General features: G+C 68.2%; 23 protein-coding genes. 15 read left to right on the top strand and 8 right to left on the bottom strand.

Annotation, left to right across the window (positions count from 1 at the left end; translation table 11 throughout):
• Positions 1-111: 111 nt before the first annotated feature.
• From CI785_RS11100 to CI785_RS11080, 5 genes are all read right to left on the bottom strand, one after another.
• Positions 112-1449, bottom strand: a complete 1338-nt coding sequence (locus CI785_RS11100; protein WP_105032120.1) for an MFS transporter — start codon at positions 1447-1449, stop codon at positions 112-114.
• Positions 1446-2249 carry an ABC transporter ATP-binding protein gene (locus CI785_RS11095; protein ID WP_105032119.1) on the bottom strand — a complete coding sequence of 268 codons (804 nt, stop codon included), beginning with the start codon at positions 2247-2249 and terminating at the stop codon, positions 1446-1448. Before CI785_RS11095 ends, CI785_RS11100 begins: the two co-directional genes overlap by 4 nt.
• On the bottom strand, positions 2246-3019 hold the full coding sequence (locus CI785_RS11090; protein WP_105032118.1) for an ATP-binding cassette domain-containing protein: 774 nt from the start codon (positions 3017-3019) through the stop codon (positions 2246-2248). Before CI785_RS11090 ends, CI785_RS11095 begins: the two co-directional genes overlap by 4 nt.
• A gap of 314 nt (positions 3020-3333) precedes the next feature.
• Positions 3334-3777, bottom strand: coding sequence for a MarR family winged helix-turn-helix transcriptional regulator (locus tag CI785_RS11085; protein ID WP_105032117.1), 444 nt, complete (start codon positions 3775-3777; stop codon positions 3334-3336).
• A 120-nt stretch (positions 3778-3897) separates the two neighbouring features.
• Positions 3898-4731: an alpha/beta fold hydrolase gene (locus CI785_RS11080; RefSeq protein ID WP_105032116.1), complete on the bottom strand. Its 834-nt coding sequence runs from the start codon at positions 4729-4731 to the stop codon at positions 3898-3900.
• 101 nt (positions 4732-4832) lie between these two features.
• On the opposite strand from CI785_RS11080, the gene CI785_RS11075 reads away from it, so the two are divergent.
• The 9 genes from CI785_RS11075 to CI785_RS11035 all read left to right on the top strand — a co-directional run bounded on the left by CI785_RS11075 (position 4833) and on the right by CI785_RS11035 (position 14492).
• Positions 4833-5567 carry a response regulator transcription factor gene (locus CI785_RS11075; RefSeq protein ID WP_105032115.1) on the top strand — a complete coding sequence of 245 codons (735 nt, stop codon included), beginning with the start codon at positions 4833-4835 and terminating at the stop codon, positions 5565-5567.
• Positions 5568-5609: 42 nt separating this feature from the next.
• Positions 5610-7292: an ABC-F family ATP-binding cassette domain-containing protein gene (locus tag CI785_RS11070; RefSeq protein ID WP_105032114.1), complete on the top strand. Its 1683-nt coding sequence runs from the start codon at positions 5610-5612 to the stop codon at positions 7290-7292.
• 138 nt (positions 7293-7430) lie between these two features.
• Positions 7431-8627 (top strand): MFS transporter, encoded by a 1197-nt coding sequence (locus CI785_RS11065; RefSeq protein WP_105032180.1) that lies wholly within the window; start codon positions 7431-7433, stop codon positions 8625-8627.
• Between the two features lie 32 nt (positions 8628-8659).
• Positions 8660-9649 carry an ATP-binding cassette domain-containing protein gene (locus CI785_RS11060; protein WP_105032113.1) on the top strand — a complete coding sequence of 330 codons (990 nt, stop codon included), beginning with the start codon at positions 8660-8662 and terminating at the stop codon, positions 9647-9649.
• Positions 9650-9735: 86 nt separating this feature from the next.
• A complete protein-coding gene (locus tag CI785_RS11055; RefSeq protein ID WP_105032179.1) occupies positions 9736-10521 on the top strand; it encodes an ABC transporter permease in 786 nt (261 codons plus the stop codon).
• A gap of 143 nt (positions 10522-10664) precedes the next feature.
• Complete coding sequence (locus CI785_RS11050; RefSeq protein ID WP_105032112.1) at positions 10665-11612, top strand: ABC transporter ATP-binding protein; 948 nt, start codon at positions 10665-10667, stop codon at positions 11610-11612.
• A 2-nt stretch (positions 11613-11614) separates the two neighbouring features.
• Entirely contained in the window at positions 11615-12496 is an 882-nt protein-coding gene (locus CI785_RS11045) for an ABC transporter permease subunit (RefSeq protein ID WP_157940242.1), read from the top strand.
• A gap of 39 nt (positions 12497-12535) precedes the next feature.
• Positions 12536-13840, top strand: a complete 1305-nt coding sequence (locus tag CI785_RS11040) for a sensor histidine kinase (RefSeq protein WP_240615140.1) — start codon at positions 12536-12538, stop codon at positions 13838-13840.
• The gene (locus CI785_RS11035; RefSeq protein ID WP_105032110.1) at positions 13788-14492 is read left to right on the top strand and encodes a response regulator; all 705 of its coding nucleotides are present in this window, start codon (positions 13788-13790) and stop codon (positions 14490-14492) included. The genes CI785_RS11040 and CI785_RS11035 overlap by 53 nt, the downstream gene beginning before the upstream one ends.
• 17 nt (positions 14493-14509) lie before the next feature.
• Here the strand turns inward: CI785_RS11035 and CI785_RS11030 are convergent, their stop codons facing one another.
• On the bottom strand, positions 14510-14947 hold the full coding sequence (locus CI785_RS11030) for a hypothetical protein (protein ID WP_105032109.1): 438 nt from the start codon (positions 14945-14947) through the stop codon (positions 14510-14512).
• Positions 14948-15029: 82 nt separating this feature from the next.
• Positions 15030-15677, bottom strand: coding sequence for a TasA family protein (locus tag CI785_RS11025; RefSeq protein WP_105032108.1), 648 nt, complete (start codon positions 15675-15677; stop codon positions 15030-15032).
• Positions 15678-15971: 294 nt separating this feature from the next.
• Here CI785_RS11025 and CI785_RS11020 point away from each other — a divergent pair, with 294 nt between their 5' ends.
• The 6 genes from CI785_RS11020 to dnaB all read left to right on the top strand — a co-directional run bounded on the left by CI785_RS11020 (position 15972) and on the right by dnaB (position 21218).
• Complete coding sequence (locus tag CI785_RS11020) at positions 15972-17255, top strand: M18 family aminopeptidase (protein ID WP_105032177.1); 1284 nt, start codon at positions 15972-15974, stop codon at positions 17253-17255.
• 167 nt (positions 17256-17422) lie between these two features.
• Entirely contained in the window at positions 17423-17728 is a 306-nt protein-coding gene (gene rpsF / locus CI785_RS11015; protein WP_105032107.1) for a 30S ribosomal protein S6, read from the top strand.
• 60 nt (positions 17729-17788) lie between these two features.
• Positions 17789-18367, top strand: coding sequence for a single-stranded DNA-binding protein (locus CI785_RS11010; protein ID WP_105032106.1), 579 nt, complete (start codon positions 17789-17791; stop codon positions 18365-18367).
• A 119-nt stretch (positions 18368-18486) separates the two neighbouring features.
• A complete protein-coding gene (gene rpsR, locus CI785_RS11005) occupies positions 18487-18726 on the top strand; it encodes a 30S ribosomal protein S18 (RefSeq protein WP_005273147.1) in 240 nt (79 codons plus the stop codon).
• A 15-nt stretch (positions 18727-18741) separates the two neighbouring features.
• Positions 18742-19191 carry a 50S ribosomal protein L9 gene (gene rplI, locus CI785_RS11000; RefSeq protein WP_087071874.1) on the top strand — a complete coding sequence of 150 codons (450 nt, stop codon included), beginning with the start codon at positions 18742-18744 and terminating at the stop codon, positions 19189-19191.
• A 650-nt stretch (positions 19192-19841) separates the two neighbouring features.
• Entirely contained in the window at positions 19842-21218 is a 1377-nt protein-coding gene (gene dnaB / locus CI785_RS10995) for a replicative DNA helicase (RefSeq protein WP_105032105.1), read from the top strand.
• On the opposite strand, the gene CI785_RS10990 is transcribed toward dnaB, so the two are convergent.
• Entirely contained in the window at positions 21215-21637 is a 423-nt protein-coding gene (locus CI785_RS10990; protein ID WP_105032104.1) for a MarR family winged helix-turn-helix transcriptional regulator, read from the bottom strand. The two genes, dnaB and CI785_RS10990, sit on opposite strands and share 4 nt — an antisense overlap.
• Positions 21638-21789 lie beyond the last annotated feature (152 nt).

Below are 21789 nucleotides of genomic sequence, written 5' to 3'. Positions count from 1 at the left end.
CGCTGCTGCCCGTAGCCCCGGCGGACTCGGGAGATCCGGATGAGAAGCAGCCCGTCAGCGCGAGGCAGCTGATGGTCGAGACGGCGAAGAGGGCAAGGGGGCGGCGGTGCGTCATGGCTGAACCTTCTGATCGAGAACGGGCGGAAGGACCCGGGATGAGGAACGTGCGGGCGGTGCAGGACGTGCAGAAGCGGTCGGGAGGAAGCGGGGCAGCAGCGCCGCGCTGAAAGTTGCCAGGAGGATCAGGAGGGCCCACCCGGCGGCACCGCCCAGGGTGTCGCGGAGGACACCGGTCAGGCTGTTGCCAACCAGTACGGCGATGCCCCCGCAGCTGGCAAGGAGACCGTAATAGGCGCCCAAGGACTGTTGACCGGCGAAGCGGTGGACCTGCTGCATACCGGCGGGTCCGACGAGCATGTGCCCGAGACTGAGGAGGATGACCAGTGTGATCGGCCCGGTCATGGTCGGAAGCCCTGGCACGAGATGCATCCCGGTACTGCCGAGGAGGGCGATCGCTCCGAAACCTGCCGCGATGCAGACGAAGCCCGAACATAGAGCAGAGGCTGGGCCGAGGCGGGCTGCAAGAGCGGACATCGGCAGCTGCAGCGCGATCGTCAGGGCCGATGCGAGGGTGAACATCACGGCCAGCACCCCTGTACCGGAACCGCCGTCCTCGAGTTCGAGGGGCAGCGCGAAGTACAGCTGGTTGTAGGCCAGCAGGTTGGTGCTGAAGAACGCAGCGAAAGCGACGAAACGGCGATCCCGCAGACAAGCGAACGCCCTGCGCGACCCTGATCCCTCGCGCCCGGGTCCGGCGCCGATCCCGACATCAGTCTCCGTCCCGGCAGCGTGTCCCGGCAGGAGGAGCCAGAGTGCGACGCCGACGGCGAGGAAGAGACAACCGGCCGATACCGCGACTACCGGGAACCCGAAGGGTAGAAGCCCGATGCCGATAAGGGGCCCGGTAACAGCACCGATCTCGCCGAACAGCACGAGCCAGGCGAACAGGTTCCGTCGCGGCGCGTCCTTCGCTCCCGTGCCGGTCGTGGATACCGACGCGCGGTCGAGTGTCCCGATGAGCCCTTCGACGGCCGGTGAGAAGAAAGCGCCCCCGATGCCGGTGAGCACGGCGCTGAGCAGGAAGGGCCAGAAGGTCTCGGACGTTGCGAGCCCGAAGTAGCCGGTGGCGCGGATGATGCAGCCGGTCAGGATGCTGCGGCGTGGCCCCCAACGGTCGGCGATGACCCCGCCGAGGAGGAACATGCCCTGCTGGCTGAAGGTCCGCGCCCCGAGAACGAGGCCGACCGCGGCGGCACCAAGACCGAGGTCCTCGCTCATGACAAGGGCGAGGAAAGGGACGACCGCGTAGAAGCCGATGTTGAACACCAGCTGAGTGGGCAGGAGCAAGGACGCCGAGGCGTGGTTCCTCGGAGGAGCGCTGTCGGTCATCGAACGACAGCACCGGGTGACAGTCGTGCGGCATCGAGTTCGCGGGTCGCCTCGTGCTGCGGATCATTCAGGATCCGCTCGGTGGGGCCTTCTTCCACGATCCGCCCGCCGGCGAGGACCGCGGTCCTGGCACACACGGCGGCGATCGCGTCGAGGTCGTGGGACACGAACAGCAGCCCCAGGTCGTGCTCGCTGATCAGCATCCGCAGGACATCGAGCACCTGATTGCGTAACGGCAGGTCCAGCCCGCTCACGGGCTCATCCGCGAGGAGGATCGCAGGACCGACCACGAGGGCCCGGGCGATCGCCACACGCTGGTTCTGCCCGCCGGACAACTCGAACGGCCGCTTCCCGGAAGCTGTCGCGGGAAGCCCCACCCGGGACAGTGCGTCACGGATCCGGGCCGGGTGCTGTCCGTCGACACCGAGGCAGACGAGGGGCTCGCGCAGGAGCTGGTCCACGGTCAGCCGCGGATCGAGGCTGCTCGCCGGATCCTGGGGTACGTACTGCACCTGTTGCCGGTACCAGCGCAGTGACTTCAACGGGCCAGGGCGGACTACCCGGTCCTGCAGCATCACCGACCCGGAATCCGGTGTCTCGAGGGCCAGCAGTGTGCGCAGGAGAGTCGACTTGCCGGAACCGGAGCTGCCCACCAACCCTACGCTGCTGCCACTGGAGACCTCCAGCGACACCCTGTGAAGGATCTCGGTGGAGACGTTCCTGCGGAAGGCTTGCCCGGGCCGCGACAGGGACAGTCGTATGTCCCGCGCTGTGAGAGTTGCGGTAGGAGTGGGGGTCATACGGCCGCGATGCTTCCACGAGCGGCTGCGTCCCCTGCTGACCCCATCAGCGCACATGCATGAGGGTGAGCGGTACTGCCGGCGAGGTGAGCGAAGGAACCCTGGTCGACCACGGTTCCGTCGTCGATGACTACAGCGCGCGAACACAAGGAAGCCGCCGCCGCGACGTCATGGGTGATGAGCAGAATGCCTGCACCGGCGTCTGCTGCCTTCCGGAGAGCTGAGAGTACGAGTTGCCGGGAGACGACATCAAGGGCCGTGGTCGGTTCATCCGCGACCAGGAACGACGCCCGACAGGCCAGCGCCTGAACGATGCAGACACGCTGCCGTTGGCCGCCGGAGAGTTCCATCGGGAAGCTTTGCAGGACGCGGAGCGGATCGGCGAACCCGACATCCCCGAGCGTGGACGCAGCCAGGGACATCGCGGCTGCCCGGGTCGTGGCGGCACCTGATCGGAGAAGAACAGGAACAAGTTGCCGACCGATCCGCACCAGCGGATGAAGAGCAGTCAGGGAGTCCTGACGCACAACGGCCAACCCCGGGCGAAACCTCGTGGCGAGAGGAACGTCCTGACCCTGGATCTCCAGGTGACCCGTGGCCCGTGCGCTTCCCGGAAGAGATCCCGTGATGGCTGCGGCGGTCAGCGACTTACCCGACCCGGATGATCCGATCAATGCCACCACTTCATTGGGAGCAACTGACAGGGACAGATTCTTCAGGAGCAGGCGGTCACCGACCCGTACGGACAGACCATCGAGGGTAAGACTCACCGCACATACCTACCCTCATACTCGTGACCAGCGTTGTCGCCAACGTTAGCGACAATGAGTATGGTTCTCAAAACGACGTCCGAACAGCAGCGACACACTGTCGTCGGCCTGCATCAGGATGAGCGCGCTGTGGAACGGTCACGCGGCGGGGAGGCATACCGGGGAATCATCCCCGGGGCCGACATCGTGTTCGCCGGCGACGACGAGGCCAGCCTCGACGCCGCCGCGCAGGTGATGCGGTCACCGGGGCCGAACGAGGAACGGCCGCCCCCGGAGGGACGGCCGCTTCCACCGCTGAACAGTGCTCGGAGTGCTCAGACGACGGCGGCTGCCGGCCTCTGGCGCTGCGGGCCGAGTTCGCTGACGATGCCCCGCAGGAGGCTGCGGAGCTCGAAGGATTCGAGTCCCTCGCCCACCATCAGGGTGCGCTCGATGTGCTCGGCCCGGTTGAGGGCCTCGAGGCCCGCGGCGGTGATCGTGATGCGCTGGCTGCGGCGGTCGATGCTGTCGCGGATGCGGGAGATGAAGCCCTGTCGCTCGAGCTTCTCGATCGTCTTGCCGATGGTCTGCGCCTGGACGTGCACGGCGACGGCGAGCTTCGCGCCCGTCATCGTGCCCTGGCGGGACAGCACGCCGAGGGTGGTGTAACCGGCATGGGTGATCCCGATGTCGAGCAGCTTCTCGTTCCACGCGTGGTCCACGAGGCGGGCAGCGGTAGTGAGCAGGCGGCTCGTCGACCACTCTTCCAGTTCAGACATGCGATCTTCCTTCCAAGGCTTGAAACACCCGGCCGGTACTGCTGACCAGCGCCGGCCGGGTGTCGTGACCTTGCGCCTGACCGCTACTACAGGGGGACGGGATCAGCCGCAATACCTTCATCATGCACTTCGATCTTCAAGTTTTCCCGGTGTCCCGTCCGAAGCTTGCGACAAGATCCCGGCCCCGAGCGGGCTGGTGCGCGCCGTGAACGCGATGATCTCCGCCGCGACGGGACGCGCCGCCGAGTGCTGGACCACGTGCCCCTGGCCGTCGATCTCCACCAGCGTTCCGTCCTGAGCCCGGGCCGCGAGTTCGCGACCCCACCGGCGTCGGGCCACGGGATCACGCCCGCCCCGCACCACCAGGACGGGGCAGGGGAGCTGCTCGACGGCCCGCTCCAGCGGGTACTGCATCATCGGCTGGAGCTGCCGCAGGTACCAGCGCAGGCCGGTGCGGATGTAGTCCGTGAGCACGATCGCGTTGGAGGAGGGGCGCTCGCGGAAGGCGTCGTGGCCGAGGGAGACCCCCTGCTGCACCACGGTGCGTCGTCGCCGGTCCACCACCGGTCCGATCAGGACCACCCGCTCGGCGATGGAGGGCTCCTTCAGGGCGGCCGCCGTGACGAACTGCCCGCCCATCGAATGACCTACGAGCGTGCACGATTCCACGCCCAGCGCGGCCAGCGCCTCGATGATGAAGGTCGCATGGTCCTCGACGCCCAGCTGGGTCCGCGGCCGGGGATCCGGCCCGTACCCCGGCAGATCCACGGAGTGCACGACGGCGTCGGCCGAGAGTTCCGCCCGGAGGCGGTCCAGGTAGCGGTGCGTCATACCCAGGCCATGGACCAGGACGTACGGGCTGCGGGCGGTGGCGGGCGTCTCTGGTCCCGGCGTCGTGCGGACGCGGACGGTGCAGCCGTCCACCTGCACGGTGCTGAATGTGGTCGGATGCATCCGGGCAGTCTACGGGGGCGCCTGTGCCGTTTCTCAAGATTCGTTCAAGGAAACCGGCCGTTCACGGCCTTCGGAGCCCCGATCTGTGGAACTCTTGTTCCATGTCCGTTCCCACGTCCCAGCGCACGGCGCTGATCGTCGAGGACGATCCTGATATCCGCGAACTGCTCTCCACCACGCTGCGCATGAACGGTTTCACGATCATCGAGGCCGCGTCCGGACTCGACGGCCTCGCGGCGCTGAAGGAGCATCAGCCCGACCTGATCACCCTCGACCTCAACCTCCCAGACCTCGACGGCGTCGAGGTCTGCCGGCAGTGCCGAGCCTCCAGTGACGCCTACATCGTCATGGTGACGGCCCGCCAGGACGAGATCGACCGGCTGATCGGCCTCGAGATCGGCGCGGACGACTTCATCGGCAAGCCGTTCAGCCCGCGGGAGCTCTCCGCGCGCGTCTCGGCGATGTTCCGCAGGCCGCGCACCGGCACCGGCATGGCGCCGCCACAGGAGCCGGCCGACGACGGACTGCTGCGCCACAACGATCTCACCATGGACGTCGAGGGACGCGTCGTCGCCCTGAACGGGCAGGAACTCGCGCTCACGCGCATCGAGTTCGACCTGCTGGAGACCCTCCTGACGGGCGCCCAGCGCGTGTGGACGAGGGAGGCGCTGCTCAATCGCGTGTGGGGTGACGGCTGGAGCCAGGACCACCACCTCGTCGAGGTGCACATCCGCAACCTGCGCAAGAAACTCGGCGAGGACATGAGCAACCCCCGCTTCATCCGTACCGTGCGCGGTGTCGGATACCGGATGATGCCGGGCGACACCCGGCGCTGACCGGCGTACCGCCGGTTTGGGCGCGGATGGAACACTTGATACGTGGCTCATCTCGACGTCTCCGGTATCGACTACTTCCTCTCCGACGGCAGGCAACTGCTCAACGGTGTGGCCTTCAAGGTGGGTGACGGGCACAAGACGGCCCTGATCGGCCCGAACGGCACCGGCAAGACGACCCTCCTGCGCATCATCTCCGGCGACCTCGCCCCGGACGAGGGAGCGGTCAGCCGCTCGGGGTCCATGGGCATCATGCGGCAGTTCGTCGGCCAGGTACGCGACGACACGACTGTCCGGGACCTGCTGGTCTCCGCCGCGCCGCCCGCGCTCGCCGCGGCCGCCCAGCGGATCGACGAGGCCGAGCTCGCCATGATGGAGGCCGACGACGAGCCCACCCAGATGAAGTACGCCCAGGCCATCGCCGACTGGGGTGACGCCGGTGGCTACGAGCTCGAGACCACCTGGGACGAGGTCACCATGGCGGCCCTCGGCGTCCCCTTCGACCGCGCGCAGTACCGGGCGGCATCGTCGCTCTCCGGCGGTGAGCAGAAGCGCCTGGTGCTGGAGGCGCTGTTCTCCGGCCCCGACGACCTCCTGCTCCTCGACGAGCCGGACAACTACCTCGACGTCCCCGGCAAGCGGTGGCTGGAGGCGAAGCTGCGCGAGTCGAAGAAGTCGGTGCTGTTCGTCAGCCACGACCGCGAACTGCTCGCCAACGCCGCCACGCGCATCGTGACGCTCGAGCCCGGGGCGCTCGGGGCGTCGTCGTGGACGCACGGCGGCGGGTTCGAGACCTACCTGAAGGCCCGCGCGGACCGCAACGCGCGCTTCGAGGAGCTGCGGAAGCGCTGGGACGAGGAGCACCTCAAGCTCAAGGAACTCGTCAACATGTACAAGAACAAGGCCGCGTTCCGCTCGGACATGGCCAACCGCTACCACGCCGCGCAGACGCGCCTCGCGAAGTTCCTCGAGGCAGGGCCGCCCGAGGCGATCCCGCTCGAGCAGAAGGTGTCCATGCGCCTGCAGGGCGGACGGACCGCCAAGCGCGCCGTGGTGGCGCAGAAGCTCGAACTGACCGGACTGATGAAGCCCTTCAGCACCGAGATCTGGTTCGGGGACCGCGTGGGCGTGCTGGGCTCCAACGGCTCCGGGAAGTCCCACTTCCTGCGCCTGCTCGCGGCCGGCGGATCGGATCCGGACAAGGAGCACCAGCCCGTGTCCGACGTCGACATCGCTGCCGTGCCGCACGAGGGCACCGTGAAGCTCGGTGCGCGCATCCGGCCCGGGTTCTTCGCACAGACGCATTCGCGCCCCGATCTCCTGGGGCGCACCCTCGTGGACATCCTGCACCGCGGCGACGAGCACCGGTCGGGGCTGGGACGCGAGGCCGCCTCCGCCGTGCTGGACCGCTACGGGCTGGCTGCCCAGGCCGAGCAGCCCTACGACTCCCTCTCCGGCGGGCAGCAGGCCAGGCTGCAGATCCTGCTCCTGGAACTCTCCGGTGCCACGCTCCTGCTGCTCGACGAGCCCACCGACAACCTCGACCTGCATTCGGCGGAGGCGCTCGAACGGGCCATCGACGCCTTCGAGGGCACCGTCATGGCCGTGACCCACGACCGCTGGTTCGCCCGCGGCTTCGACCGGTTCCTCGTCTTCGGATCCGACGGCAAGGTGTACGAGACGAAGGAGCCCGTCTGGGACGAGAGCAGGGTGGTCCGGGCGCGCTGACCGGCCCCATCCACAACTCCTTCCACAGGTTTGTCCACAAATTGTGGACAAGTGACGCATGGTCACCGAGCCCCGCGTTTGTGGCACACACCGGCGCCCGCCTACGGTGGCAGGGTGAACCCCGCCGTCCGCGCCGCCATGATCGCCACCTACGCCATCTTCGGGCTCAACGGCCTCGTGTTCGCGAGCTGGGCCGCACGCATCCCCGCCGCCTCCGGCACCCTGGGACTGGGGGCAGGGCAGATGGGCGGCCTCCTGCTCGTGGGCGCCGTCGGCTCGGTGCTGTCCCTGCCCCTGGCGGGTGTCCTCGCGGCACGCGTCGGCACCGGTAACACCGTGCGTATCGGCGGGACCGCCGCCGCGATGGCGGCGACCCTCGTCGCGCTCGGCCTGGCCACCGTCTCGGTGCCGGTGGTCGGCGTCGGACTGTTCCTGTTCGGGTGCGGCATCGCCCTGTGGGACGTGGGGCAGAACATCGAGGGCGCCGACGTCGAACGCCGGGTGGGGCGCACGATCATGCCGCGCTTCCACGCGGCCTTCAGCGGCGGGGCGTTCGTCGGAGCCCTCATCGGGGCGGGACTGTCCGCCGTCGACGTGTCCCTCGCCGCGCACCTCGTCGCCGTGGCCGTCCTCAGCGTCGTGGTCTCCCTGTGGGCCCCGCGCTACTTCCTGCCCGAGACGACGGCGGACGGCGACACGATCGCTCAGGCGCACGACGGCGCCCGCCCGCGGAGGTTCGGCGCATGGGGAGAGCCCCGCACGCTGCTGATCGGCCTGGTGGTGCTGGGCGCCGCGCTGACCGAGGGCGCCGCGAACGACTGGGTGGCCAAGGCCAGTGTCGACGGCCTCGGAACCGCGGAGAGCACCGGGGCGATCATGTTCGCAGTGTTCGTCGCCGCCATGACCGCGTTGCGTTTCCTGGGCGGCCCCCTGATCGACCGCTTCGGCCGGGTACGGGTGCTGCAGGCCAGCCTCGGGTCGTCGCTCGCCGGGCTCGTCGTCTTCGTCGCCGCACCCACCGTTCCCCTCGCCGCCGTCGGGGCCGTCCTATGGGGCGCGGGTGCTGCACTCGGGTTCCCCATGGGCATGTCGGCGGCCGCGGACGATCCCGAGCGTGCCGCCGCGCGGGTCTCGGTGGTCTCCACCATCGGCTACACGGCGTTCCTCGCCGGGCCGCCGCTGATCGGGTTCCTCGGCGACGCGGTGGGCATCCGCAACGCCCTGCTGGCCGTCGGTGTCGCCGTCCTGGCGTCCTTCCTGGTCGCGCCGGCCGCCCGTGAGCGGCCTGCGCAGATCGAGGTCACATTGCGGACAGGATCTGACCGAACCCCCTAGGTCCGCCCGAGCGCCGGTCCTACCCTCGTTGCATGGCGATTATCGAGGCAGAAGGTCTGAAGAAGATCTATTCGTCGAAGAGCGGGCCCGTCCACGCACTCGACGGCATGAACCTTTCCGTTCCCCGGGGAACAGTCAAGGCCCTCCTGGGGCCCAATGGTGCAGGCAAGACCACCGTGGTGAAGATCCTGACCACCCTCATCCAACCGACCGCCGGGACCGCGCGGATCGACGGCATCGACGTCCTGCGTGATCCCAAGGCGGCCCGCCGCCTCATCGGCGTGTCCGGCCAGTACGCAGCGGTCGACGAAGGCCTGACCGGCTTCGAGAACCTCGAGATGGTGGGCAGGCTCTACCACCTGGGGCCGCGTGAGTCGAAGCGCCGGGCGCAGGAGCTCATCGACCAGTTCGAGCTGACGGAGGCGGGCAACCGACCCGTGAAGGGCTTCTCGGGCGGCATGCGACGCCGCATCGACCTGGCCGGGGCGCTCGTGATCAAGCCGAAGATCCTCTTCCTCGACGAGCCCACCACGGGGTTGGACCCCCGGAGCCGGCTGGCCATGTGGGGGATCATCAAGGACCTCGTCAACGACGGCACCACGCTGCTCCTGACCACCCAGTACCTCGAGGAGGCAGACCAGCTCTCCGACGACATCGCGGTGATCGACGGCGGCAGGACCATCGCCGAGGGTACGGCGGACGAGCTGAAGTCCCAGATCGGCGGACACCGCGTGGTGGTGTCCCTCGTCGATGCCGCTCATGCGGGCGCCGCGAGGGAGATCCTCGGACGCCACGGCGACGGCGAGCCGGGCATCGGCGGTGACGGCCGCACCGTGGAGGTGGCGGTCACGGACGGGCCACGCGCCCTGCAGTACATCCTGTCGGATCTGGGCGAGAGCGGGATCGACCTGCACGACGCCGGGATGAGGCGGCCGAGCCTCGACGACGTCTTCCTGACGCTCACCGGCCACCGGACCGAGGATGTCGACGAGGCAACGACCCAGAAGGAGACGGCAGCATGAGCGTCCTGGCACCCGAGGACAGGCAGCCCGAGAACCGGCGGTCCGCCGTCCACGCGGCCCCGTCCGAGCCGCCGTCGGAACTGTCCATGTGGTTCTCCGACGGCTGGACCGTCACCAAGCGCAACCTGACGAAGCTGAAGCGGTCACCGGACATGCTGATCTTCGCCGTCCTCCAACCCATCATGTTCGTGCTGCTGTTCAGCCAGATCTACGGCGGGTCCATCCAGGTGGAGGGTGCCGACTACACGCAGTACCTCATGGCCGGGATCTTCGCGCAGACGGTGATCTTCGGGTCCACCTTCTCCGGGTCGGCGATGGCCCAGGACCTCAAGGACGGCATCATCGACCGCTTCCGGACCTTGCCGATGAGCTCCTCCGCGGTGCTGATCGGACGGACCAACAGCGACCTCGTGCTCAATGCGCTGTCGGTGGTGATCATGATGGCCACCGGCTTCGTGGTGGGATGGCGCGTCAATGCGTCCATGGGCAGCTTCCTGGCCGGTCTCGGACTCCTGCTGCTGTTCTCCTACGCGTTCAGCTGGGTGATGGCACTGCTCGGCATGTCCGTGAAGTCCCCCGAGGTCATCAACAATGCGTCCTTCATGATCCTGTTCCCGCTGACCTTCATCTCCAACGCCTTCGTGCAGTCGCAGAACCTGCCGAGCGCGCTCGAGACCTTCGCCAACTGGAACCCGGTCTCGGCCCTGGTGCAGGCGGCCCGGGAGCTGTTCGGCAACACCGGCACCGTCCCCGCCCCCGATGTCTGGCCCATGCAGAACGCGGTGCTGACCGTCCTGGTCGGGGCCGTACTGATGCTCGTGATCTTCGTGCCGCTCTGCGTCAGGAAGTACACCCTGATCAGCAGCCGCTAGAGGCATCGTCCGAAAGGGGTACTGCTCCCCCTCGGGGTCATCCCTGGGGCCGGTGATTCGTCACCGGCCCCAGGCCTACTGTTGGTGGTATCGGCCCGCAGGCGCGGGACACCCCCGAACCATTCCCAGTCGAAGGACGCACCATGATCGAGGCCCAGGCCCTCTCCAAGCGGTACGGCGCGAAGACCGCCGTGGACGCCGTCTCATTCACCGTGCAGCCCGGCAAGGTGACGGGCTTCCTCGGCCCGAACGGTGCCGGCAAGTCCACCACCATGCGCATGATCGTGGGTCTGGACAACCCCAGCGGCGGCGGCGTGACGGTCAACGGCCGTGCCTACGCCCAGCACACCGCCCCGCTGCGCGAGGTCGGTGCGCTCCTGGACGCGAAGGCCGTGCACACCAAGCGCTCGGCCTACAACCACCTCCGCGCCATGGCGGCCACCCACGGCATCCCGAACAGCCGGGTCAAGGACGTCATCGAACTCACCGGTCTCGGTCCCGTCGCGAAGAAGCGCGTCGGCGGTTTCTCGCTGGGCATGGGCCAGCGCCTCGGGATCGCCGCGGCCCTCCTGGGGGACCCCCACACGGTGATCCTGGACGAGCCCGTCAACGGCCTGGACCCCGAGGGCGTGCAGTGGGTGCGCCACCTCGCCAAGGGGCTCGCCTCCGAGGGCCGCACGGTCTTCCTGTCCTCGCACCTCATGTCGGAGATGGCCCTCACCGCGGACCACCTGATCGTGATCGGACGCGGCCGCATCATCGCCGACGCCCCCATCCAGTCGATCATCGACGGACAGGGCAAGGTGCGGGTGCGGGTGCGGGCCGACCGCCCGCAGGACCTCCTCGGCGGCCTCGCCGGCGAGGGGGTCACCTCGCAGGTCCTCGAACCGGAGCTGGTCGAGATCACCGGGGTCGAACCCCGCCGCATCGCGGAGATCGCGCTGCGCGAGCGCGTCCTCGTGTACGAGCTCACGCCGCTGCAGGTGTCCCTCGAGGACGCCTACATGCAACTCACCCAGAACGAGGTCGAGTACCACTCCCACACCCCGACCGCCGCCGACCCGGCCGCGGCACCCTCGGAAGGACGCTGATCATGGCAACGTCGACAACACCGGCCCCCGCCCTGCAGCGGCCTCGGCCCGACCGGAACCCAGGCCCGGGCGTGAACTTCGGCCGGGTCCTGAAGTCGGAATGGATCAAGGTCACCACGGTTCCTTCGACCGTCATCCTCATCGCCTGCACCGTCGTGCTGATGGTGGGCATCTCGGCACTCCTGGCCTGGCAGACCACCTTCCTGTTCGAGGCCCAGAGCGACCCGGAGATGGCCGCGCAGATGCAGGCCCAGGGGGCTCCCGATCCGAACGACATCGTCCGGGACATCCCGGGGTCGGGGCTCACGTTCGGGCAGTTGCTGATGGCCTCCCTCGCCGTGGTCCTCATCGCGTCGGAGTGGGCCACGGGCATGATCCGGTCCACCATGGTCGCCGTCCCCCGGAGGACCCCCGCCCTCCTCGCGAAGCAGCTCATCATGGCGGTGATCTCCTTCGTGATCGGTGCGGGCTCGGCGCTGATCGCCTACTTCATCGCCCAGCCCATCCTTGCGGGCTCGGATCTCGATTTCGGTCTGGGCGATGACGGAGTGCTCCTCCACATCGTCAACACCGGGTCCGTCCTGGCGCTCGTGTCCATCTTCGCGATGTCGATCGGCACCCTGATCCGCAACACCGCGGGCGGCGTGGTCACCTCGATCGGCATCCTGCTGGTCCTGCCGATCGTCGTGGCGATCTTCGGCAGCGGCACGGAGTGGGTCGTGGACGCGGCACGCTTCCTGCCCAGTTCCGGTGGAGAGCAGATGGTCGCGACGACCATCGCGGACGGCGCCTTCAACCAGTGGCAGGGAGCCCTCGTCCTGGGCGGGTGGTCGCTGCTGCTCCTCGTGGTGTCCCTCATCGTCACCAAGAAGCGGGACGTCTAGGACCACCGATGGACGCCACCGTTGAGTGAGGCCGGGCCGGTGAAGGAGACCGCGGAACAGACGCCCGCGGTCTCCTTCACCGAACTCAACGCCCGTCGGCTGGGGCCCGTCCGGCGGTTCTTCCGCGGGCATCCGCGGGCCATGGATGCCGTCGTCATCCTGGTGTTCGTCCTGTTCGCCTTCCCCGGCGCGCTCTTCCTGATCATCGACGGCGACAACTGGTTCGGGCTCCCCGGCGTGGTGCTGGGGGCCGCTGCGCTGGCGTTCCGCCGGGACCGGCCGCTGCTCGTCCTGGCCTTCGTGGCGATCCTCGACATCCCCGTCAGCGTCCTGACCGAGGGCTCGGGCAGCAGCGGCGTCGCGACGATGTTCGCCCTGTACACCGTGGCGGCCAGCTACCCGCTGCGACAGGCGCTCGCCGCTGCGGCGGCGGCCATGTTCTTCTCGGTCGGAGCCCTCTTCCTCATCCCCGTCAGCGCCTTCGCGGAGGCCCCGGGCGTGATCTGGCTCCTCAGCGGCTTCATCGTGATGTTCCTGGCCGTCGCCGCCGGCGTCGGCATCACGGTCCGGCGCGATCGCGAGCACGAGAGCGAACTGCGCGAGTGGGCTGCGCGCAATGCCGAACTGGCGTCCGCGGGGGAGCGCAACAGGATCGCGCGCGAGATGCACGACGTCGTCGCGCATTCACTGACGGTCATGGTGGCGCTGTCCGACGGCGCCGCCGTCGTCATGAAGCGCGATCCCGACCGCGCCGCGGCGGTGCTGGGTGAACTGTCCGGCACGGGCCGCACGGCGATCGCCGACATGCGGCGCGTCCTCGGGGTCCTCCGCGCGGAGGCTGCGAGCGAACCGCTCGGACCACTGCCGGCGTCGAGCTCCCTCGTCCAGCTGCTGGACGGCTTCCGCGCGGCGGGACTGCCGCTCAGGGTGACGACGAGCGGGCCGAGGCTCCCGGACGATCCGGCCTTCCAGCTGACGGTCTACCGGATCCTCCAGGAGTCGCTGACCAACGTCCTGCGCTACGGCAAGGGGGTTACGCTGGTGGACATCTCGATCGCCCGGACGGGCGACGCGGTCTCCCTGCGCGTGGTCGACGACGGGCGGGGAGCCATGGGGCCGGAGGTGTCCCTCGGCTCGGGGCAGGGCATCGCCGGTATGCGCGAGCGGGCCGCCATCTACGGCGGTTCGGTGAAGTACGGGGCCCGTACGGCGGGCGGCTGGCTCGTGGAGGTGCAACTGACAGTCCCCGGCGTCGACGGCGGGACGGGTAACCAGCGGGGGAGAGACAAGGATGACCACGCACGACAGCACGCAGGGCACGCCCATCAGGGTTCTGCTCGCTGATGACCAACCCCTGCTGCGGATGGGTTTCCGCCTCATCCTCGAGGGCGAGGCGGACCTCGAGATCGCCGGCGAGGCGTCCACCGGCGCCGAGGCCGTGCGCCTGGCCGCGGAGCTCAAGCCGGACGTGGTGCTGATGGATGTCCGGATGCCCTACCTGGACGGGATCGAGGCCACGCGCCAGATCACGGCATCGGCGTCGGGCTCGCGCATCATCATCCTGACCACCTTCGACCTCGACGAGTACGCGTTCTCGGGTCTGCAGGCGGGTGCCTCGGCGTTCCTGCTGAAGGACGTGGCCCCCGAGGACCTGGTGCACGCGGTGCGGATCGTCGCGAGCGGGGACGCCGTCGTCGCCCCGCGTGTCACGCAGCGGCTGCTCGAGACCTACGTGCGGTCGCTGCCGCCCGCCCATATGAGGACGGCCACGCCGGACCGGCGGCTCGCCGAGCTGACGCCCAGGGAGCGGGAGGTGCTGGAGGCGATCGCCGGAGGGCTCTCCAATGCCGAGCTGGCGGCGCGGTTCTACCTGTCGGAGGCCACGATCAAGACGCACGTGCGGCGCATCCTCACCAAGCTGGATCTGCGGGACCGGGTGCAGGCCGTGGTGTACGCCTACGAGAACGGGATCGTGGTGCCGGGCCCGGCGCACTGATCCCCGGCATCGACCGGTCAGGGGCAGGTGAGCACGCGCTCGAGGTTCTGCCCGGTCCAGGACCCGACGGTCGCACGGATGCGCAGAGTGTAGTTCCCCACCGTCGAGGACGCGCGCGTGATCGTCGTGGCCCGTGACGTCGCCGGCAGGTTGTTGGTCGTCACCTGGCCGCTCGGTGCCGTGAGGGTCACCGTGTAGCCCGTGGCGCGGTTCACGGCGCCGAAGTCGGTGAGCGTCACCGTCATGGAGAGTTTGTTCGTGGTGCAGGAGAAGGTTCCCGTGATACCGACCGGCGCGGGGATGGCGTAGGTCCTGACCTCCATCGTCGCCGTCGCGGAGCCGACGAAGGCCGCCTGCGCGATCGTGGGGGCGAACGTGAAGATCACGGCACAGACCACGACGCCCACGAGGAGTCGGAGACGATGCAGCGGGGGCGGGGTGCCGTGCCGGCTCATGGTCGTTCTCCTTCCTCGAGATCCCTCGTGGGACGCAGCCGTCCCGGTGCCCTGGGCGGGCCCCAGGACACCGGGACCGGGACTAGCGGTCGGTGGCTGCGCGCTGCGTGGCGACGAAGGTGAAGCCGACGTTGTTCGTGAGGCCCTGGAAGGTGTTGTCCGCGGTGGTGGGGAGCTTGGTGGTGACGCGGAGGTTGTCGGCCTTGGTGCTGGTCATCGAGGCGAGGTTGTTCAGGACGACGTTGGCGCCGATGATCTGGCGGGCCGGCAGGACCGTGGTGACGGTGCCGGAGCAGGCGTAGGTGTAGGCGGTGGCCGGCGCGGGTGCCGCAGGGATCGCGGTCTCCGTCCAAGGGACGCTGCAGGCGTCGATGGTGACCTGCAGGCCGTTGAGGGCGTCGGTGGTCAGCAGGTTGGGGGTCGTGGTGGCGGTGGTCAGGGTGACGCCGCCGAAGTTCTGGTTGCCCGTGTTCGTCAGGGTGGCCACGCGCTGGATGGAGTCGCCCGGGACGATGCCCGCTGCCGCGACATTGAGGCGGTTGGCGGCGCCTGCCTCACCGAGCTTGACCTCGACGGTGCCCGCGGTGACCGTCTCGCTGGCCGACGTCGTCGAGGTGAAGGAACCGTAGGTGCCGAGGCCGGCAACCGAGGCGGCCACGCCCAGCAGCGCCACCGAGGCGAGGACCTTGCCCGAGGTGGACTTCAGGGTGATGCGGGAGGTGCGTGCCATGGTGAGACCCTTTTCGTGAATTCGTGCCGATGTCCTCCGGTCCCCCCAGCGGGGCCCGGTGCGTCTGACGACAACTCTGGTCGCTGCGGTTCAACTGCAGCCCGGGTTCCTACGAACGGTCGGCGAACCTCCCGCGAAGGAAGACCGAAGACCGTGCGAAGACCGAAGGAAAGATGAAGGGGCACCGAAGGCGGGACGCCGCGAGGCCTTCCACAGCACCCCGGCGGCACCATGGATCGCGAGCCGGACGACCCGACGGCGTCCTCCGTGGTGCACATCTGGTTGAATCGGAGGATGACCCGAGCACCCGTGCACATCCAGGACCTCGGCGCCTACGTGTCGGCGTCGCCGTCGAGCTTCCACGCGGTGGCCGAGGCCGGACGGCGCCTCGCGGCAGCGGGATTCAGCGAGTTGACGGAGCAGGACGCCTGGGAGGGCGGATCCGGCCGGCACTTCGTGATCCGCGACGGTGCGCTCATCGCCTGGGTGGTGCCGTCGGGCGCAGGTCCCACCACCGGCTTCCACATCCTCGGCGCCCACACCGATTCGCCGTCGTTCAAGCTGAAGCCGAAGCCCACCACGGGCAGGTACGGCTGGCTGCAGGCCGGCGTGGAGGTGTACGGCGGGCCGCTGCTGAACTCCTGGCTCGACCGCGAGCTCGCGCTCGCAGGCCGACTGACGCTGCACGACGGCAGTGAGCGCCTCGTCGCCACGGGGCCGCTGCTACGCTTCCCGCAGCTCGCCATCCACCTCGACCGCGCAGTCAATGACGGCCTGGCCCTCGACAAGCAGCGTCACATGAACCCGGTGTGGGGCCTGGGCGACCCGTCGGGCGCCGATCTCCTCGGTCTCCTCGCCACCGGTGCCGGCGTGGATCCGCAGGACATCGGCGGATTCGACGTCGTCGTCGCCGACACGCAGGAACCCCGCGTCTTCGGCGCACAGGGCGAGTTCTTCGCCTCCGGCCGGCTGGACAACCTCTCCTCGGTGCATGCAGGGCTCACGGCGCTCATCGCCGCGGCGGTGGACCAGCAGGCGGAGGGGCCCATCGCCGTGCTCGCGGCGTTCGACCACGAGGAGGTGGGCAGCGGCTCCCGCTCAGGTGCCAGCGGTCCGTTCCTCGAGGACCTGCTGCTGCGCATCTCGCTCGGCCTCGGCGCCGGGACGGAGGAACGCCTGCGTGCCCTGGCGTCGTCGTTCTGCGTGTCGGCCGACGCCGGCCACGCCGTGCACCCCAACTACGCGGAGCGGCACGACCCCGCCAACCTGCCCGTCCTCAACGGCGGTCCGCTGCTCAAGATCAACGCCAACCAGCGGTACACCACGGACGCCCCCGGAGCCGCCCACTGGGCGGCGCTGTGCCGCGGCGCCGGCGTGCCGTACCAGGAGTTCGTCTCCAACAACGTGATGCCCTGCGGGTCGACCATCGGCCCGCTGACGGCCACCCGGCTGGGCATCCGCACGGTCGACGTCGGGACGCCCCTGCTGTCGATGCACTCGGCACGCGAACTGTGCGGCACCGAGGACCCGGGCCACCTGGCCACCGCCGTCACCGCCTTCTTCGGCGGCGCCCGGTAGCGGCTGTCCACAGGAGTTCGACTCCGGTGGATCGTCCGGTAACATTGGTACGTCTGTGCCAGCGCCTGTCGACGGTAGATACCGTGGACGGCGGCCGGACCAACGCTAAAGAACCTCCTGTTGCGGAAGGACCGCGACCGCTTAGCCCAGAGGAGGTGGGTTCACACATGCGTGCTTATGAACTGATGGTAATCATCGACCCCGATGTCGAGGAACGCTCCATCGACCAGACACTCGAGAAGTTCCTCAATGTCGTCCGCAACGGCGGCGGCACTGTGGACAAGGTGGACATCTGGGGACGTCGGCGCCTCGCCTACGAGATCCAGAAGAAGACCGAGGGCATCTACGCCGTCGTCAACTTCACCGCCACGCCGGCCATCGCCGCTGAGCTCGATCGTCAGCTGAGCCTCAACGAGACGATCATGCGGACCAAGATTATCCGCCCCGAGGAGCAGAAGGTCTCTGCCGAGTAATCTCGGTGGACCTTTCATCCAACCACCCCGCTCCGGCGGGCAGTGACTCAAGGAGGCACCATGGCAGGCGAAACAGTCATCACGGTGATCGGCAACCTCACCAACGACCCCGAGCTGCGGTTCACGCCGTCGGGATCGGCGGTCGCCAACTTCACCATCGCGTCCACTCCTCGTACCTTCGACCGCCAGAGCAACGACTGGAAGGACGGCGAGACGCTGTTCCTCCGCGCATCGGTCTGGCGTGAGGCTGCGGAGAACGTCGCGGAGACCCTGACCAAGGGAACCCGCGTGGTTGCCCAGGGCCGACTCAAGTCACGGTCCTACGACACCAAAGAGGGCGAGAAGCGCACCGTCATGGAGCTCGAGGTGGACGAGATCGGTCCGTCCCTGCGCTATGCGTCCGCGAAGGTCACCCGCACCCAGCGCTCCGGCGGCGGGAACGGTGGCGGCGGCTTCGGCGGCAACTCCGGTGGCAACCAGGGTGGCGGCTTCGGCGGCAACTCCGGTGGCTCGAACTCCGGTTCGGGTTGGGGTGGCGGCCAGCAGGCCCAGCAGCCTGCGGATGACCCCTGGGGCGCTCCCTCGGGTGGGAACTCGCAGGGCTGGGGCAACGGCGCCGACTCCGAGCCCCCCTTCTAGGCTCTCCCCCAGGCAGCACCGCCCCGTTCCCGGGACGCCTGCCGCAGTTCTGCAAGGAACTGGTACTTCCCATCCCGCAGAATCGTTCTGCGGGCTCCAACAGAAAAAGGAGCACCACGATGGCTAAGGCTGAACTCCGTAAGCCCAAACCAAAGTCCAACCCCTTGAAGGCCGCTGACGTCACCGTCATCGACTACAAGGACGTAGCCCTGCTGCGTAAGTTCATTTCCGATCGCGGAAAGATCCGTGCCCGTCGTGTCACCGGTGTGACCGTGCAGGAACAGCGCAAGATCGCCCAGGCAATCAAGAACGCCCGCGAAGTCGCGCTCCTGCCGTACTCCGGCGCCGGCCGCGGCTAGGGAAAGGGACACACAATGTCGAAGCTCATTCTGACCCAGGAAGTCACCGGACTCGGTGCAGCAGGCGACGTCGTCGAGGTGAAGAACGGTTACGCACGTAACTACCTTCTGCCCCGCGGCTTCGCCCTGATGTGGAGCAAGGGTGGCGAGAAGCAGGTCGATTCGATCAAGGCTGCCCGTTCCGCCCGCGAGCACGCATCGCTCGAGGACGCCCAGCGCCAGGCTGCCGCCCTCTCGGCCAAGCCCGTCACCCTGACCGTGAAGGCGGGCGGTTCCGGCCGCCTGTTCGGCACGGTCAAGGCCGACGACGTCGCCAAGGCCGTCGAGGCCGCAGGCCTCGGCAAGATCGACAAGCGCAAGGTCGAACTGCCGGCCCACATCAAGTCGGTCGGCTCGTACCAGGCCAACGTCCGTCTCCACGAGGACGTAGCAGCGGTCATCGACCTGGACGTCGTCGCCAGCTAGCTGCCAAGCGCCGGCAGCGGCGCGACCAGGTCCACGAGCAAGCCCCCGCCCACGGCGGGGGCTTGCTCGCGTTGACGGCGCCGACGGCCATGCGTGCGCGGCGGACCACCATGGGCCGCCAGGCATACGACCCTCGAGCATGCACGCGGACGACTTCTCGCAGGCCGTCCCGGCCGGGGTACGTACTCCCCGGCACATATGCCCTCGTCCGGCGCCGCTGTGATCCGTCCGGCGGGCGGTGGAAGGGTGGCACTTGGGCCATATAGGTCACCGGAGCGTTCAACCGGGCTCCTTCGGCGAGTTGTCAACAGCGGACCTGTGGACGGATCGCTCGGAAAAATACTTTTGATCCACAGCCCGGGGATAACGTTTGCGCAGGTCAGGCACGGTTTGTGCGAGAGAGAATGTTTCTGTCCACAGGGTTGTCCCCATCCTGTGCACAAGATAGCCCCTGCAATCCACAGCATCTTCCTAGTTATACACAGCCCCTGTTGGGATGGCGCTTTGCGGCCTCCGGGCGGGGGGCTACCGTTGCGGGAGACCGCCAGGAGTGAGGGTGTCGGGTGATAAGCCTGACCTATCAGACCCGCCCGGGCGTCCGGTGGTCCGCTACGGCGAACGCCGCCTCGCAGCAGGAGAAAGGCCCTTCAGTGTCCCTGGCACATGCAGATTCATCGACGGACACACGTAGCCCGGAGTTCTCGCGCACGCCTCCCCAGGACCTCGTCGCCGAGCAATCGGTGCTCGGCGGCATGATGCTGTCGAAGGACGCCATCGCGGACTGCGTGGAAGTCCTCCGCGGACTGGACTTCTACCGTCCGGCCCACGAGAGCATCTACGAGGCCATCATCGACCTCTACGGGCGGGGGGAGCCGGCCGACGCCGTCACGGTGGCGGACGAGCTCACCAAGCGCGGCGAGATCTCGCGCATCGGTGGCCCCGCCTACCTCCACACCCTGATCCAGTCCGTGCCGACCGCGGCCAACGCCGGGTTCTATGCGGAGATCGTGCGCGAGCGGGCAGTACTCCGACGCCTTGTCGATGCCGGCACCAAGATCGTGCAACTCGGATACTCGAACGACGGCGAGGTGGACGACCTCGTCAATGCTGCGCAGGCGGAGGTCTACGCGGTGGCCGAACGCCGCACGGCCGAGGACTACGTGGCGTTGAAGGACATCATCGAGGGCACTGTCGACGAGATCGAGTCGGCGGGGCACCGCGGTGAGGGCATGACGGGCGTACCCACCGGATTCTACGAACTGGACGAGCTGACGCAGGGACTCCACGGCGGACAGATGATCGTCGTGGCGGCGCGTCCGGCAATGGGAAAGTCGACGTTCGCGCTGGACTGGGCGCGGTCGGCCGCCATCAAGCACAACATGGCCACCGTGTTCTTCTCCCTGGAGATGGGACGCAACGAGATCGCCATGCGCCTTCTGTCCGCGGAGGCCACCATCGGGCTGCAGGACCTGCGCAAGGGCACGATCAAGGACGAGCAGTGGGGCAAGATCGCCACGACCATGGGGCGCATGAATGACGCCCCGCTGTTCATCGACGACAGCCCCAACATGTCGCTCATGGAGATCAGGGCCAAGTGCCGGCGGCTGAAGCAGCGCCACGACCTCAAGCTCGTGGTGCTCGACTACCTGCAGCTGATGTCCTCCGGCAAGCGCGTGGAGTCCCGCCAGCAGGAGGTGTCGGAGTTCTCCAGAGCGCTCAAGCTGCTGGCCAAGGAACTCAACGTCCCTGTCGTCGCGCTGTCGCAGCTCAACCGTGGCTCCGAGCAGCGCACCGACAAGCGCCCGCAGGTATCGGACCTCCGTGAGTCCGGTTCCATCGAGCAGGATGCGGATATGGTCATCCTGCTGCATCGGGACGACGTCTACGACAAGGAGTCAGCCCGCGCGGGCGAGGCGGACGTGATCGTGGCGAAGCACCGTAACGGTCCCACCAAGACCCTCGTGGTCGGCTTCCAGGGCCACTATTCACGCTTCAACAACATGGCCGCGGACGGCGGGGGCTATTAGTCCTTGCGGGGCCCGAGCTCGTTGATGACGGTCTTGAGGCGGTCCCGCAGGTCCTGAGAGGCCAGCCCGTCCTCGGCCATCAGCTCGTGCTCGATGTTCTTCGCCCGCTCCAGGGCTTTCAGGCCGGCCGAGGTGATGGTGATGCGCTGGCTCCGGCGATCGGCGGTGTTGCGCAGGCGGGTCACCAGACCGCGCTTCTCGAGGCGGTCGAGCGTGCGGCCCACGGTCTGTGCCTGTACATGGACGAGCTGCGCCAGGCGGACGCCCGTCAGTGTTCCCTCACGTTCCAGGACTCCCAGGGTGGTCAACCCGGCGTGCGTGATGCCGATGCTCAGGAGCTTCTCGTTCCATGAGTGTTCGACGATGCGGGCCGCGGTCGTTAGCAGGCGGCTGGTCGACCAATCGTTCAACTCCGGCACGATGGCGTTTCCTTCCCCTTGGTTCTGCGCGATGTGATCGCTTGTCCAGTTACTACTTACTGTAGACAACTTTGCACCAAATAGACAGCATGCTTATTATCGTCGTCGAGCGGTGCCCGGCGTCAGCGTGTGTATACCGCAGAACGCCCTGC

Origin of the sequence: Arthrobacter ruber (assembly GCF_002954225.1) — a bacterium.
In the GTDB taxonomy this organism is placed as follows: Bacteria; Actinomycetota; Actinomycetes; order Actinomycetales; family Micrococcaceae; genus Arthrobacter_D; species Arthrobacter_D ruber.
Note: the sequence above shows the minus strand (reverse complement) of the source record. Positions and strands in the feature narration are given on the sequence as shown.